Below are 14,731 nucleotides of genomic sequence, written 5' to 3'. Positions count from 1 at the left end.
CAGTTACTCCTGTTTTTCTTTCCAGTTGATCAGACAGCGGTAAGCAGCATCCTGCTCAGCCGCTTTTTTGGTCCGGCCTTTTCCGCTGCTCTTCTTTTCTCCTGCCACGTAGAGATCCACCAGAAAGGTCTTGTCATGATCCGGACCTTCTTCACCGGTGAGCACATAGGCTATTTCTCCGTCATGCCAGTTTTTCTGTACCTGTTCCTGTAAAATAGTCTTGCTATCATAAAAGAGCTTTTTATGCTCAATATCCGTCATAATAAAGCGATGTACAAACTCTTTTGCACTAGCAAAACCACCGTCCAGATAAATCGCACCGATCAGGGCTTCCATTGCATCTGATACGATAGAATCTCTTTTTCTTCCCCCGGTATGCTCCTCGCCTTTGCCAAGGAGAAGAAAATCTCCCAGATCCAGTGCCCTTGCACAAAGAGCCAGCGTGGGTTCACAGACAATACTGGCACGCAGCTTTGTCAGATCTCCTTCCGGAAGAGCCGGATAATTGCGGAACAGAAATTCACTGCTGACCACCTCAAGAACGGCATCTCCCAGAAATTCCAGTCTTTCATTGTCATGGTAGCCTTTTGCCTTATGTTCATTTGCGTAAGAGCTGTGGGTCATAGCCTGCTTCAAGAGAAGGGGATTTTGAAAATGATACCCGCTCTTTTTCTCCAGTAGCTCAAACTGATGATTTTCCATTGTTTTTTCTCCTTTTCCACTGTTATAAAACAGATGTTCTCAATCCACTTTCGCAGCTTTTTCATGAACGCAGCCGCTTTGCGTTCAATAGAAAAAAGGGATGTCTGAAACATCCCCTCTTTGCGGTAATCCGAATTTAGTTTACGGCGTTTTTGATCTGTTCTACAGCATCGCCTACAGTAACGATCTTCTCGGCTTCCTCAGACGGAATCTCGATATCAAACTCTTCCTCGATTCCCATGATGATCTGGAATACATCCAGAGAATCTGCACCCAGGTCATCTACAAAAGTGGTATCCATCGTGATCTCATCTGCATCCACATTTAAAACTTCCGCGATAATATTCTTCAACTTTTCGAATTCCATAACATTCAATCCTCTCTTAATTCTTCTTTTACCGATATGTGCTCTTTGATTTTTTCATTGATGTTCTGCTGTTTGAACTGCACACACTGAATAATAGAATGGGTGATCTCCACGGCTTTGGAACTTCCGTGTGTCTTCACCACAAGCCCCTTCAGTCCAAGAAGAGGTGCACCGCCATACTCACTGGCATCGAACGATTTCAGTGTAGCCTTCAGAGCGGGTTTCACCAGAAGTGCCCCGATCTTGCTCCGAAGATTCTGCATCATACCGGTTTTTACTTTACTGATCAGAGCAGCTCCGACACCTTCATAAAGCTTCAGGATCACATTGCCGACAAAAGCCTCACAGACAATGACGTCACAGACACCGGCCGGAATATCCCGTGCCTCCACGCTGCCGATAAAATTGATGTCCTGACATGCTTTCAGAAGAGGGAAGGTCTCTTTTACCAGTGCATTTCCTTTTTCTTCTTCTGCACCGATATTAACGATTCCCACTCTCGGTTTTTTCACTCCGACTACATTCTCCATATAGATCGACCCCATCTTTGCAAACTGCACCAGATGAGAAGGTCTGGCATCCACATTGGCTCCGCAGTCGATCAGCAGTGCCACCCCGTCCTTTGTAGGGATCAGCGGTGCAAGGGGCGGACGCTCCACGCCTTTGATCCTGCCTACGATCACCTGTCCGCCTACCAGAACGGCTCCGGTACTGCCTGCAGATACAAAAGCATCTGCCTCGCCCTTTTTCACAAGATTCATTCCGACCACAATAGAAGAATCCTTCTTTTTGCGAATGGCGTTCACCGGCGGCTCTGCCATCTCGATGACCTCTGAAGCATTTACCACTTCAATACGGTCTTTCGGATAGGTATACTTCGATAACTCTCCTTCTACCAGTTCCTGGCAGCCTGTCAGGATCACCTTGATGTCATTCCTGAGGTTTACCGCATCCACAGCCCCTTTTACTGTTTCCTGCGGTGCGTTGTCTCCGCCCATGGCGTCTACAACGACTCTTACAAGTTCCTGCATGATTCATCCTCCTTGTACTATGACTAATATACTAGACATCATTCTAAAAATCAACAGTAAATTTTGAGAAGTTCATAGCCATGAAGCGCGGGCTGTGCTATAATCAAAGACTCTGAGGGAAGAAACGCACAAATGAAGCCGAAAGGAGAACACGATGTTTAACGTATCCCAGTTTCTCGAACTGAGAAATTTAAAAAACCGCTTTGAAAAAAATCACCCGAAATTCTTTCCGTTTATCCGGGCTGCCAGAAAAAAGGCTCTGATGGAGGGAAGCATCCTTGAGATCACTGTTACTCCGCCGGACGGAGAGCCGATCTCTACAAACCTGAAGGTACAAAGTTCTGATCTGGAACTCTTGCAGAAGTTGACGGAGGTTCTCAGTCAGAATCCATAAGCTTTCCAGTATAGAGATGGCATACGCCAGGCAAGTGTTTATTTACACGGACAGGAAAACAAAAGGAGGAAAACCGAAGCTTTATGCTCCGGTTTTCCTCCTCTTATTTTCTGACAGGCTTTTGTAATACCGACACCGGCACCTACACTTCTCTTATCATACAATACTGTTTGAGATCAAAGTGTTTATTCAGCACACCATACAATTTGAACCCAAGGTGTTGGTAGAATTCCACATTATTCGGATTGTGCGTTTCCAGTGACACCATCATTTGATGTTTATCCGCATAGTGCAGTACTTCGTTCATGAGTAAAGCTGCCAGTCCGTGATGCTGCATACTGGGTCTGACGGCCAGATAGATCACATGCAGCCGGTTGTCCTGATGCAGCTGATCGGTCCAGTTGGAATTCAGATAATCTCTTCCCAGAACAAAATTCCAGAACGTTTTCATACTGGCATCTTCCTTCAGAAGATAGCCCTCTGTCCGAAGCACTGCTTCAATCTCTGTAAAATAATATTTAAACAGATTGTATGGTTCTGCTTCATCCGAAACCACCAGAAGGCTGTTCAGTTCCTTGCTGTCTGCATAGATCTCACAGGTTTCATAAAACTCTGTCAGGTCACATTTAAAAAGCTCCGGCATAAGTCTTTCCCGGATTTCATCATCCGGTATCAGCTTCTGATAAAGCGGATCTTCCCGGAAGCATGCTGTCAGAAGCTTCTCCAGCTCCGGCAGATCCTCCTTCTGTACCCGATATAATCGATCAGTTTCCATGATTCCTCCTATAACAGTTGTTTTGCTTCCTGAAGGGTCAGGAGCATTTTTTCCGTGGATTTGATCATGTAATCCACATCCTCCTTCAGATAAGACTGCTGCCTCTTCTCCACAGCCTCCAGCCGGAGGATCTCATCCCTGACATCTGTTCTACCAGTACGGTACTTTTTCAGAAGCCCTTCCACCAGATCATACAGGTTTTCATGATGGACGATACGGCCGGCGCCCCACTGCAGCCGTTCCGCTTCCTGATGGAAAACATAATCCGTAAAATGCTGGTAGACACTCCGGCTGAACTGGAATGCATAGGCATTGTTGTCGATCTCGTAGAGTGCTTCCAGTGCCGTTTCCGGATTTTTCCGTTTCAGGGAACGAATAGCTTTACGGATATAATAAAGATTATTCTGGGCAGCCTCCTCCGGGAAAAGCACCTCATCTGACCAGTTCAGACGTACAAAACGATCCTGTTCCATCTTAAATACAGAGAGAAGTTTCTTTTCCGCTTCCCTGATCTTCTCAAGATCCATTTTTTCACCTGCCAGATAGGCTTCGTTCACATCCCAGATTCGGTCATAGATCTCGTCTGAAAGCTCCTGGGCTTTTTCCAGAAGTTCCAGAAGAGTGGTTACCCTGGCTCCGGCTTTCTGGCAGTAGATCACATCCAGGCTCTTGGCTGCTTCTTCAAAAACTTCCGCAAAGTTCAAAGGCACAACCGCCTGGGAATCCAGTTCCAGCAAAAGCAGCCCGTAAAGCTCATGATGAAAACGATAGACCGCCTCATCGTAGAACTCGTCACTGTCAAACTGCGAATGATAATGCGTCTCCATAAAAGGACCTGCACTGAATTCGTTGACCATGGAGGGAATGCCTCCGATGGCTACAGAAAAGTCATCCGACCAGGTCTCAATGGGCGCGGACACCCGAACGCCTTCCAGATAAGCCGGCGTCAGAGCAGGAAGTTTTTTCACACACTCTTCCAGAAAATCACGGTACTCATACGTACTGCGGATACCGTCCAGATTTCCGTTGGAAAGAGCTGGAAGCTCAAAATTAAAATTTCCGATGACTTTACCCGCCCAGTCCGGATGCACTTTGAAGATCTCCTGGTAAGCACCGGTAGACCAGTCATACTTGGTATCACACTTCCCCCACTCTTCCGCTGCCATGGCACAGAAAACCCAGGTATTTTCCGGCTGATAGCCGATCTTCAGAAAGGCTCTGGCGATTCCGAGCATCATGGCAATGGCCGTATTGTCATCCTGGAAACCGCTGAAATAAGAATCATAATGGGCGGAAAGAAGGATCATCCGTTCCGGGCGTTTTCCCGGTATCTCACCCACGATATTATAGGTGGGCACATCCTTCATGACCACGGAACGGGCATCCAGGCCTACCCGGATCTCACCTTTTTCATCCAGACACTCACGAATCCTCTCCCAGTCTTCCTGAGACATGGAAAAGGCCGGTGCTTCTGCGGGGCCTGCAATATCCTGCGCATTTAATGCCTGCTTGTCGATCTGGCCATAGCCTCCTGTCTGAACGGCAATGAGCGCTTTTGCCCCCTTTTCATATGCCTGATAGACCGGAAAGTTGATCCACCACTCATTTCTCTGGTTGATCTCGACTACCACCAACTTTCCGCGTACTTCTTTTCCTTCGTAATCTCTGGCAGTCCCTTTTCCCAGGAAAACAAGATCAAAGCTCTCCTCATCATTCGTCACAAAATCCGTCTGATAAGCGCCAAGGATCACCCGGCAGGTTTTCCCCGCCCGATCCTTGTATGTAAGTTCTGCCTTTTCAAACTCCCAGCCGTCCACCAGGATCTCATCCTTCCGGACATTGGAAAGCCCCATCGCTTCCATTTCTCTTTTCAGTCGTTCACCGGTCTCAAATTCAGCCCGTGAGCCGGCCGGGCGGTAGCCCAGCTTTGGATTGCTGCGGTATTCTTCCATCTCCTTGGCAAGGCGGCAGGAAGCCGCCACATCCAAAGCTTCCATATACTGTTCTTTCCACGCCATTTTTTATCTCCTCCCGGGCTGCTTTCGAGTCCGTATTTTTTACAGCAGTTCCCGAATGCCTTTTACGATCTCCTGAATGGTGCCTTCCTTGAAGGGACTCTTCAGACCGTTTTCCTCCAGCATTTCTGCATAAAAGCCGCAGCCGGACTCCCTGCTGAATTTCAGGTAGCTTTCAAAAGCTGCCTTATAGTCTTTTTCCATCCAGATCCGGTACTGGAATGCACTGGTCTGGGCAATACAGTAATCGATATAGTAGAAGGGACCGGCATAAATATGATTCTGTCTCTGCCAGTAGCTTCCGCTTCCGAAGAAAGGATATTCCTCTCCGAAATCCAGATGCGGTTTGTAAACCTTTTCCAGCTCTTTCCATGCCGCTTTCCGCTCTTGTGGTGTCATTTCCGGATGATCGTATACGATATGCTGGAATTCATCCACCATACAGCCATATGGGATAAAGGCAACGGCATCCTCCACCTGAGATCTCTTGAAATCATCTGCCCGGTCTCCGAAGAACAGAGCCATCCAGGGATTGGTGAAAAATTCCATTGACATAGAATGTGTCTCTGCTGTTTCCATGGTGATATCCGCATGCTCCAGGATCGGGTCGTCTGCTGTCAGATAACCCTGGAAAGCATGACCGCACTCATGCGTGATAACATCCACATCTCCGCTGGTTCCATTGAAATTGGCAAATACGAAGGGAGCATGGAAATCCGGCATATAAGTCATATAGCCGCCCACTTTTTTATTGGCTCCTGGAAGCACCTGCAGAAGATGGTTATCCAGCATAAAATCGAAAAATTCTCCGGTCTGCTCAGAAAGCTCCCGGTACATTTTCTGACCTGCCAGAAGGGTGTCCTCGTAACTTCCGACGGGTTTCGGACTTCCCTGCGGGAAGCTGACGCCTTCATCACAGAAATACAATTTGTCAAGTCCTAGGCGTACCCGGCGGTTCTCCCAGAGCTCCTCTGCCAGAGGAACCCAGTCTTTCTTGATCTGGTCACGGAATTTTTCCACTTCCGGACGACGGTAACTGTTCCGGATCATCCGGTTATAACCCAGCTCGGTAAAATTCTCATATCCCAGGGCTTTTGCCTGAGCCGTACGGTTTTTCACCAAAGCATCATAGATCTCATCCAGTTCTTTCTCCTTGCTGGCATAGAAAGCATCCACTTTTTTTCCTGCTTCCTGCCTGATCTTCCGATCTTTGGAATGCTGGAAGGGGGTCATCTGCGAAATATTATAAATCTCGCCTTCCCACTCGATCTTTGCGGAAGCCATCATTTTCTCATAACGGGTAACGAGAGCATTCTCTTCCTGCTTTAATGGAATAATGGCCTCGCTGGTGGATTTTTCCGCCAGCTCCATATTACGGAAAGCAGGACTGCCGATTTTTTCTTCCAGTTCCCTGCGAAACGGCGATTTTAAAAGCAGTTTGGCATATTCCACGGCAAGGTTGCTGTAAGCCGGATATTCCCGATCGTAATACTCCTTTTCCTGATCATAGAACGTATCTGAGGTATCCAGGCTGTTTCTTGTAGAGGCCAGCGCCATCTCCGTCTGGATATGTCTCGTTCTTTCATAATACTTCTGATGGACACGGAACTGTTCTTCGGCACTTTTTGCTGTCTGAAATTCCTCCATCAGTTCTTTTAATGCTTTGGTCTCCTCCGCAAAATCAATGCGGCTGTACGGCATCTCTTCATATTTCATGTTGCATAAATCCCCCTGTTTTTTATTCTTTTGGGTTTTCCGTCTGCCGGATCCGCAAACCCTGTCTTATCATATCACAATTCTGTCAAAAAAGGGAACTTTTCAGTCCTTTTTTTCAAAAGGAACCTCGATCAGATCTTTGGTAAAATGGTTCAGCACCTCATGACCTTCCTCTGTCACCAGGACCAGATCCTCAATGCGGACACCGGCAATGCCCGGTACATAAATTCCCGGCTCTACCGAAAACGTCATACCCGGTTTCAGGATCTCATCATTGGATGAGGAAACATCACCAGACTCATGGACCTCAATGCCGATGCAATGGCCGGTACGATGTGTAAACGCATCGCCATAGCCCATCTCTGTAATGTACTTTCTTGCTGCCTGATCCACATCAGAAAAACGGGCTCCCGGACGAACCGCCTCAATCCCTCTCCGGTTTGCTTCTTTTACGATCTCATAAATCTTTCTCGCTTCATCGGAAGCCTTGCCAAGAAAAACGGTTCTCGTCATGTCAGAGCAATAACCATTCAAAAGACAGCCGATATCCAGAACCACGCAGTCACCATATTTTCCGGTGGACTCATCGGACTCATGATGAGGATCTGCGCCGTTGTCACCAAAGCCCACGATCGGCTCAAAGGAATGACCTGCTGCTCCGTTTTTCACATAGATCTTTCGAAGTTCTTCTCCAAGTTCCACCTCATTCATACCGGAAGCAACAAGAGGAATCAGCTCCTCCATGCTCAGATCATTCACCAGGGAAGCTGCCCGCATTTTTTCCTGCTCTTCCGGTGTTTTCACCTGGCGGATATGATCGATGATATAGGAAGCATTGATATATTTATCTCCCATCTCAAGCTCCATCAGACGCAAAAGAAAGCGTGCCGGCCAGGTCTTGTCGATGCCAATGATGCCGCCTTTTCTCATATGAGAAGCCAGGACACCCACCGCATCATCCGTATCATCAAAATACACAACCGGGAAGCCAAGAGCCGCCTCATCCTGCGGAAACAGTTTTCCAATGACCAGAAGCGGTTTTTCTTTTTCCACATCCAGATACAGAGCCATCATGCGCTCCATGCAGTTGATCAGCTTTCCTGTCAGATAATAAACAGAAACAGAATCTGTAACGATCAGCTGACCGATTCCTTCGTCCTTCATCGAGTCAATGACTCTTTGGTATCTTTTCCAATTCATTTGAAACATCCTCCTCTTTCATGGTTTGTTTTATTTTATCCAGCAGACTCTCCACCCGTTCGGAAAGTTCTTTTTCCGGAAACTGCACCGAAGGGCTTAAACTCAGATCCGGACAGACACGCCGGCAGTATTCTGCCGCCTTTTCGTCGTCTTTCTCTTCTGCTTCCTCCGAATAGTAGAGTGCCAGCCGGTAAAGAGCTTCTTCACTCCGATTCTCTGCTCCCTTTCGATAGAGCTTTAATGCCTGTTTCTGGTCTTTTTCCACCGCAAGGCCCTTCTCATAGCAATAGCCCAGAAGATACATGGCATATTCACCATCTTTTCCTACATATTTACTGCGGGCCCGGTTTTTCAAAATGGAGACCGCCAGCTTTGGATCCGGCTTCCCTGCAATACCGGTAAGGCAGCAGAAAGCCACTGTAATATCAGAAAAAACATCTCCTTTTTCTGCTGCTTTTTCAAACCAGTACCGGGCTTTTGCCACATTTTTCCGGACACCCAGGCCATCCCGGAATGCTACACCCATGACGCGCATGCCAAGCGGATTGCCTTTTCCTGCCGCGGCCTGATAAAAGTCCAGCGCCTTTTCAGGATCCTTCTCCACTCCTTTGCCAAGCTCATAAAGCCGGCCGATACGGACCATGGCATCACTGTCTCCCAGCCTTGCGCATCTTTCCAGATATTCTGCCGTCTTTTTTTCATCCGGAGAAACACACTTCCCATCCTGATAAAATCTGGCTGCATTACGGCAGCCATAACTGCTTCCGCGGTCTGCCGCCCGTTCATACCACATCAGAGCCGCTTTCTCATCTTTTTCCACGCCGTCTCCCCGTTCATAGCAGACACCCAGATTGTTCATTCCTGTGGCATGACCATGAAGTGCCGCTTTCTGATACCAGGAAACGGCCTCCTTTGCATCCTTTTCCACACCGTTTCCCTGTTCCAGGCAGACACCATAGCAGCATTCTGCATCCGCATATCCCTGTTCGGCAGCCTTCCGGTACCAGCTGACGGCCACCTGCGGATCTGCTTCTACGCCTTTTCCGAATTCATAACAGCGTCCAAGCTCTGTCTCTCCCGGAGCAAAATGCTGAAGAGCTGCAGCCTGATACCAGAAAAATTCCTGCTGCTCATCTTTTTTCGTACCAAAACCTGTTTCAAAACAAAAACCTGCTTTCATCTGTGCCCGTTCAAAACCGACCTCTGCCGCCGTCAGATAACAGTGAAAAGCCTGCTCCGGATCCCGCTCCCGTCCAAGACCGTACTGAAAACAACGGCCAAGCTGATAGAAGGCAGGCACATATCCCTGTTCGGCAGCCTGTTCATAAAGCCAGGCTGCCGTACGGAGATCCTTTGGCACGCCCCAACCATTCTCCCGATAGATCGCCAGATTCGTCATGCCGCAGGCATTGCCGGCCTCTGCAGCTTTCTGAAAGCAGAAAAGACCTCTGTCTCCCGTCTCCTCGTCCTCCCGACGGCTCCAGAATACTCCCAGATCTGCCCACTGTTCTCCGGTCAGATTTTCCTCAGGAACCGTCAGCATCAGGCTGCCGCACCGGGGGCACACCGGAAATTCTCCGCTTTCTCCTTCTGCCATAAAACGGCAGGCAGGATCTGTACACGCAAAAATCATTTCTTCCTCCTTACTTCCAGGGGCGGATATGACGCTCCGCGAAACGGATGATATCCTCTGCCGCCTCTCCCCTGATATGACGATGCTGGGCTTTCTTCATTTTCTCCTGAATATCTGGTGCCTGCAGAAGTTTTACTCCTGTTTTTGCCAGAGCTGACGGAGAATGGGCATACATGCACATGCCATGAGAAGCAAAAAACTTTCTGTTTTCCGTCTCACAGCCCGGGATCGGAAAGGTATGGATCAGCGGTTTTCCTGCCACTGCCGTTTCCGTGGAAGTAAGTCCTCCCGGTTTCGTATAAACAAGATCTGCCACCGCCATATAAAGAGGCATCTGATCCGTATACCCGATGATTGAAACAGAACTATCTCCTTCAAAACGTTTTTCCAACTGTTCACGGACTTTTTCATTGTTTCCGCAGATCACAGCCAGTACACTGTCCTCTCCGTTTCTCTTACGGACCTCCCGGGTGAGTTTTTCCAGATTGCCGGCTCCCATACTGCCTCCGATCAGAAGATGAAGCTTCTTTTCCGGTGAAAAGCCCAGCTTTTCTTTAGCCTCCTCCTGATCCATCAGATTCCGGAAACATTTGCGCACCGGAATCCCGAAGGGGATCATTTTTTCCTTTGGAATCCCTCTTCTGGCACATTCTTCAATCAGTTCCGGATGCGGAACGATATAATAGTCACAACAGGTTTCCTCCCAGAAGGGAATACAGGTATAATCTGTCATGACTGCCACAGTCAGAGGCAAAGGCATTCCTTTCTTTTTCATATAAGAAATGGTCTCCGACGGATACAGATGAGGCATAAAGATCACATCTACCGGATGTTCCTTTAAATAGCGGTTCAGATATTTTGCCATAAGAGTATTTACATAATAAACCGGTGATTTTTTTGCCATCCGGCTCACAAACATTCCCAGCTTGTATGCAGCGCCAAAAACTCTTGGTGCCTTTTTTACCACGTCAATATAAAGATCCCCCACCAGAGAAGAAGTCCATTTTCCTGCCAGGGTCAGATAATCCAGAAGAATTGCCTCGTGACCTCTCTCCTCAAGCATTTCCTTCAGGGCAGCTCCGGCTGCATTATGTCCTCCGCCGGTATTACAGGATAAAATCAATGCTTTCATAATAACTATCCTTTCTTCCATGCAATACACGCCTGTCCTCTGGGGATCCTTTTGATTTCTGGAAGGTGCTTTCGGATCACCACAAACGCGATCAGCATGATACCATATTTTATAGAAGAAAACGGTGCAAAATGCACACCCGGAACAGACCAGACCAGAAATGTAACGCCCGTCCGGAGGCTGTGTGGATTTATCACAAGGATCCCAGTGAAAAACAGATAAACAGCAGCCAGTAATACAACCGGAAAAAAAATCGGATAAAGCCCTAAAAGAACACCAAAAGAAACGGCAATGGCTTTTCCTCCTTTTCCAAAACGGTCGATCAGAGGATAGGCATGTCCGATCACCGGAGCTGCCATCACCAGTCCAAACAGATTTTCCTCCGGATCCAGATAACGTGCAGCCAGCCAGACCGGAAAGGCTCCTTTTCCAAGATCTGCCAGAAGTACCAGAATTCCACAGAGCACTCCTCCATAAAGAAAGGCATTGGCTGTTCCCGGATTTCCGTCACTGCTCAGGGTGCGCACATCGATTCCTTTGAGAAGCCTTGGAATCAGATACCCAAAAGTAAGGCTACCCGAGAGATAACCCAACAGGCTGAATACCACATACTTCATTTTCTGACGCACTTCCTTCCTTTACTGTTCTCCGATCTGGCCGTATACCTTCAGGGCATCTGTCACATGGGCATCCCCGGCATCTTCTGCTTTGGCCGTTACCAGAATGTATTCTTTTCCTTTTACCTCAGCAAGACTTGCCAGGCAAAGACCCGCACGGGATGTATTTCCCGTCTTTCCACCCAGAAGCATTCCGCCGGTAAACCCCCGGTCCCCCAGGGAACGGAACATCGTACTATATACCGTAAACCCATCCGGATGGACATTTGTTGGAGACATGGTATGGTTCTGACTGGTAAAAATCGCCCGGAAATCCACGTTTTTCAGCGCATAGCGGAGCAGCTTTGCAATGTCCTTCGCCGTGGAATAGTGTTCATCATCGTGAAGACCGGTACAGTTTACAAAATGGCTGGAGCGCATACCGATCTTCTGTGCTTTCTGGTTCATCAGTTCCGCATAGGCTTCTTCAGAACCGGCTATACCGCGTGCCAGAGTCAGACAGCACTCTGCTCCTGAAGGAAGCATGACACCATATAAAAGATCCCTCACCGTAACCTCTTCGCCCGCCTCAAAGCCGGCCGTGGAAGCCTGTTCTGCATAGATCGAATCAAAAATATCAGAAGGAACCGTCATCCTTTCATCCAGATCCGGACATTTTTCCAGTGCAAGGATCGCCGTCAGGATCTTTGTCATGGAGGCCGGATACATTTTTTCTGTTTCTGCTTTTCCAGCCAGTTTGAAACCGGTTCCTGCATCCACCAGGATCGCATATTCACTGTCAATGCCACTTAAATCCACCTTTATTCTGGGATTCAGGATCATATTCTCTGCCAGTGCCAGTCCTACAAACAGAAGCACAATCAGTAAAACAGAAAAAGTATAAAATGGTCTTCCATGTTTCTTCTTACGTTTCTTTTTCTTCAAGTTTCTCTTCTCCTCGTATGTACGTTCTTGTTTATACAGCTTATCCCAGCACCGGGCTTTTGTCAAGTTTACACGTCTGCTTTTCTTTCTCACATCCGTAAGAAATGTTTTCTTTATGCAAAAAACCCCCCGGTTCCATTTTCACAGAACCGAGGGATTCAGACTCAGATTAGTCCTCCTGCGGGATGATCTCTTTCTTATTGTAAGTACCGCAGTTTTTGCATACACGGTGAGGCATCATAAGCTCGCCGCATTTGCTGCATTTTACGAGATTCGGAGCAGCCATTTTCCAGTTTGCTCTTCTTTTATCTCTTCTTCCTTTGGAAGATTTATTCTTCGGGCAGATTGACATGTGTTACACCTCCTTAAATTTGCTAAAGACATCACGGATTTTCGCCATTCTTGGATCTAAATCTGTGCTATCACAGTCGCAAGTCGTCAGGTTCAGATTTGCGCCACAGGAGGGGCAGAGTCCTTTGCAGTCCTCTTTACACAATACCTGCATCGGCCAATTCATCAGAATCTCACCATAGACAAGCTTATCCACATCAAGGTCATATCCATCGATATAATTGTGTTCGTCAAGCGCCGTCATCCGTTCAGACTCTGAAAGAGTCATATCCACATTCCTTTCGAAATCCAGATCAAACTCCTCCGTCACATCCTCCAGGCAACGGCTGCATGGTATCACAATCTCCAATGTCACCTTGCCATTGATGTTCAGCTTGCGCTCTCCCTCGTTTGTCAAACTCAAGAGTACCGGCGTCTTGCTCACAATAGGAAATGTTCCAAGCTTCGATGAAAACTCGTTCATCTCCAGATCTGCTTCTGTAGTAAAAGTTTTCTTTTCTTTCTTTAACACAGGGTTCAGGTCTATTCGCATCTCTATCTCCTATTCACACTTTTCCCATTATACATATACCGTCCCGGTTTGTCAACAGGATTTCCCAATTTTTTGTCAAGTTTTTTTACTTTACAAGTGCAACGGTATCGCGGCAGATAGCCAGCTCTTCGTTGGTGGGGATAACAGCTACTTTTACTTTGGAATCAGCGGTAGAGATCACTCTCTCTTCTCCTCTGTGACTGTTCTCCTCTTTATCCAGCTCCACACCAAGGTAACCAAGATAGCTTACAACCTTCTCACGAACCGGGATCGCATTCTCACCGATACCAGCGGTAAATACGATCGCATCTACGCCGTTCATAGCCGCCACATAACCGCCTACAAATTTAGCGATTCCGTAGCAGAGAACCTCCAGAGCATTGACTGCATCCTGGTTTCCATTCTCAGCAGCCTCATTCAGGTCACGGAAATCACTGGAAAGATTTCCGGACAGACCGTACAGACCGGATTTCTTATTCAGAACGTTCATAACACCTGCGATATCGAGGTTTTCTTTCTTGGCGATGAACTCCATGATAGCCGGATCGATGTTACCGGAACGGGTTCCCATTACCACGCCTTCCAGCGGAGTAAGACCCATGGTGGTATCTACACATTTGCCGTTTACAACAGCACTGATGGAAGAACCGTTACCCAGATGGCAGACGATCACTTTAGAGTTGTCCTTGTCAAGTCCCAGGAACTCAACAGCACGTTTGGAAACAAAGCTGTGAGAGGTTCCGTGGAAACCATATCTTCTTACTTTGTAATTTTTGTAGTAGTCCAGAGGCAGACCATAGAGGTATGCTTTCGGCGGCATTGTCTGATGGAAAGCGGTATCAAATACAGCTACCTGCGGAACACCGGGCATCAGCTCGGAGCAGACATTGATACCAATGAGGTTTGCCGGGTTATGAAGCGGTGCCAGATCGTTGCACTCTTCTACTGCTTTGATCACTTCATCTGTGATGATGCAGGAAGAAGCGAATTTCTCTCCGCCGTGTACTACACGATGACCAACTGCATTTACCTCTTTCAGGGAAGCGATCGCACCGGTCTTCTCATTGGTCAGGGCATCCAGGACCATCTGGATCGCCTCTTTGTGAGTAGGCATGGGAGCTTCTGTGATCTCTTTGTCACAGCCGGCTTTCTGGTATACCAGACGGCCGTCGATACCGATACGCTCACAAAGACCTTTTGCCAGAACATCCTCTGTATCAGAATTGATCAGCTGATATTTCAGGGAAGAACTTCCGCAGTTAATTACTAATACATTCATCTTTTTATCCTCCATATGAACACAAGGGAGTGCGCCATTTACCTGACGCACTCTCTCCTATAC

Annotated in this window: 15 protein-coding genes; 1 reads left to right on the top strand and 14 read right to left on the bottom strand. The window is 47.6% G+C overall.

Translation table 11 applies throughout. The annotated features are described in order from the left end of the window. Positions 1–3: 3 nt before the first annotated feature. The 3 genes from rnc to plsX all read right to left on the bottom strand — a co-directional run bounded on the left by rnc (position 4) and on the right by plsX (position 2,100). Entirely contained in the window at positions 4–702 is a 699-nt protein-coding gene (gene rnc / locus DXA57_RS03185) for a ribonuclease III (RefSeq protein ID WP_117764541.1), read from the bottom strand. Positions 703–838: 136 nt separating this feature from the next. Next, on the bottom strand, positions 839–1,069 hold the full coding sequence (acpP, locus tag DXA57_RS03180; RefSeq protein ID WP_117764539.1) for an acyl carrier protein: 231 nt from the start codon (positions 1,067–1,069) through the stop codon (positions 839–841). 5 nt (positions 1,070–1,074) lie between these two features. After that, positions 1,075–2,100, bottom strand: a complete 1,026-nt coding sequence (gene plsX / locus DXA57_RS03175) for a phosphate acyltransferase PlsX (RefSeq protein ID WP_117764537.1) — start codon at positions 2,098–2,100, stop codon at positions 1,075–1,077. A gap of 154 nt (positions 2,101–2,254) precedes the next feature. Here plsX and DXA57_RS03170 point away from each other — a divergent pair, with 154 nt between their 5' ends. Beyond that, entirely contained in the window at positions 2,255–2,494 is a 240-nt protein-coding gene (locus DXA57_RS03170; protein WP_117764535.1) for a hypothetical protein, read from the top strand. 142 nt (positions 2,495–2,636) lie between these two features. Here the strand turns inward: DXA57_RS03170 and DXA57_RS03165 are convergent, their stop codons facing one another. From DXA57_RS03165 to DXA57_RS03115, 11 genes are all read right to left on the bottom strand, one after another. Then, positions 2,637–3,269: a GNAT family N-acetyltransferase gene (locus DXA57_RS03165; protein ID WP_117764533.1), complete on the bottom strand. Its 633-nt coding sequence runs from the start codon at positions 3,267–3,269 to the stop codon at positions 2,637–2,639. Between the two features lie 8 nt (positions 3,270–3,277). Then, positions 3,278–5,287, bottom strand: a complete 2,010-nt coding sequence (locus tag DXA57_RS03160; protein WP_117764531.1) for a M28 family peptidase — start codon at positions 5,285–5,287, stop codon at positions 3,278–3,280. Between the two features lie 39 nt (positions 5,288–5,326). Further along, a complete protein-coding gene (locus DXA57_RS03155) occupies positions 5,327–7,000 on the bottom strand; it encodes a M3 family oligoendopeptidase (RefSeq protein WP_117764529.1) in 1,674 nt (557 codons plus the stop codon). A 102-nt stretch (positions 7,001–7,102) separates the two neighbouring features. Then, entirely contained in the window at positions 7,103–8,200 is a 1,098-nt protein-coding gene (locus tag DXA57_RS03150) for a M24 family metallopeptidase (protein ID WP_117764527.1), read from the bottom strand. Continuing rightward, positions 8,169–9,833, bottom strand: a complete 1,665-nt coding sequence (locus tag DXA57_RS03145) for an SEL1-like repeat protein (RefSeq protein ID WP_117764525.1) — start codon at positions 9,831–9,833, stop codon at positions 8,169–8,171. Before DXA57_RS03145 ends, DXA57_RS03150 begins: the two co-directional genes overlap by 32 nt. Positions 9,834–9,843: 10 nt before the next feature. Then, positions 9,844–10,965 (bottom strand): MGDG synthase family glycosyltransferase, encoded by a 1,122-nt coding sequence (locus DXA57_RS03140; RefSeq protein WP_117764523.1) that lies wholly within the window; start codon positions 10,963–10,965, stop codon positions 9,844–9,846. 5 nt (positions 10,966–10,970) lie between these two features. Then, complete coding sequence (locus DXA57_RS03135; RefSeq protein ID WP_117764521.1) at positions 10,971–11,582, bottom strand: glycerol-3-phosphate acyltransferase; 612 nt, start codon at positions 11,580–11,582, stop codon at positions 10,971–10,973. 21 nt (positions 11,583–11,603) lie between these two features. Next, positions 11,604–12,506: a D-alanyl-D-alanine carboxypeptidase family protein gene (locus tag DXA57_RS03130; RefSeq protein ID WP_243005702.1), complete on the bottom strand. Its 903-nt coding sequence runs from the start codon at positions 12,504–12,506 to the stop codon at positions 11,604–11,606. Positions 12,507–12,675: 169 nt separating this feature from the next. Next, a complete protein-coding gene (gene rpmF / locus DXA57_RS03125; RefSeq protein WP_117764519.1) occupies positions 12,676–12,858 on the bottom strand; it encodes a 50S ribosomal protein L32 in 183 nt (60 codons plus the stop codon). Positions 12,859–12,861: 3 nt separating this feature from the next. Then, the gene (locus DXA57_RS03120) at positions 12,862–13,389 is read right to left on the bottom strand and encodes a YceD family protein (RefSeq protein WP_117764517.1); all 528 of its coding nucleotides are present in this window, start codon (positions 13,387–13,389) and stop codon (positions 12,862–12,864) included. 85 nt (positions 13,390–13,474) lie between these two features. Next, positions 13,475–14,668: an acetate/propionate family kinase gene (locus DXA57_RS03115; RefSeq protein ID WP_117764515.1), complete on the bottom strand. Its 1,194-nt coding sequence runs from the start codon at positions 14,666–14,668 to the stop codon at positions 13,475–13,477. Between the last annotated feature and the right edge of the window lie 63 nt (positions 14,669–14,731).

The sequence above is a fragment of the Blautia sp. OF03-15BH genome (genome assembly GCF_003463065.1).
Lineage (GTDB): Bacteria > Bacillota > Clostridia > Lachnospirales > Lachnospiraceae > Limivivens.
The sequence above is the reverse complement of the archived record's forward strand: the minus strand, read 5'-3'. Positions and strand labels throughout refer to the sequence as shown.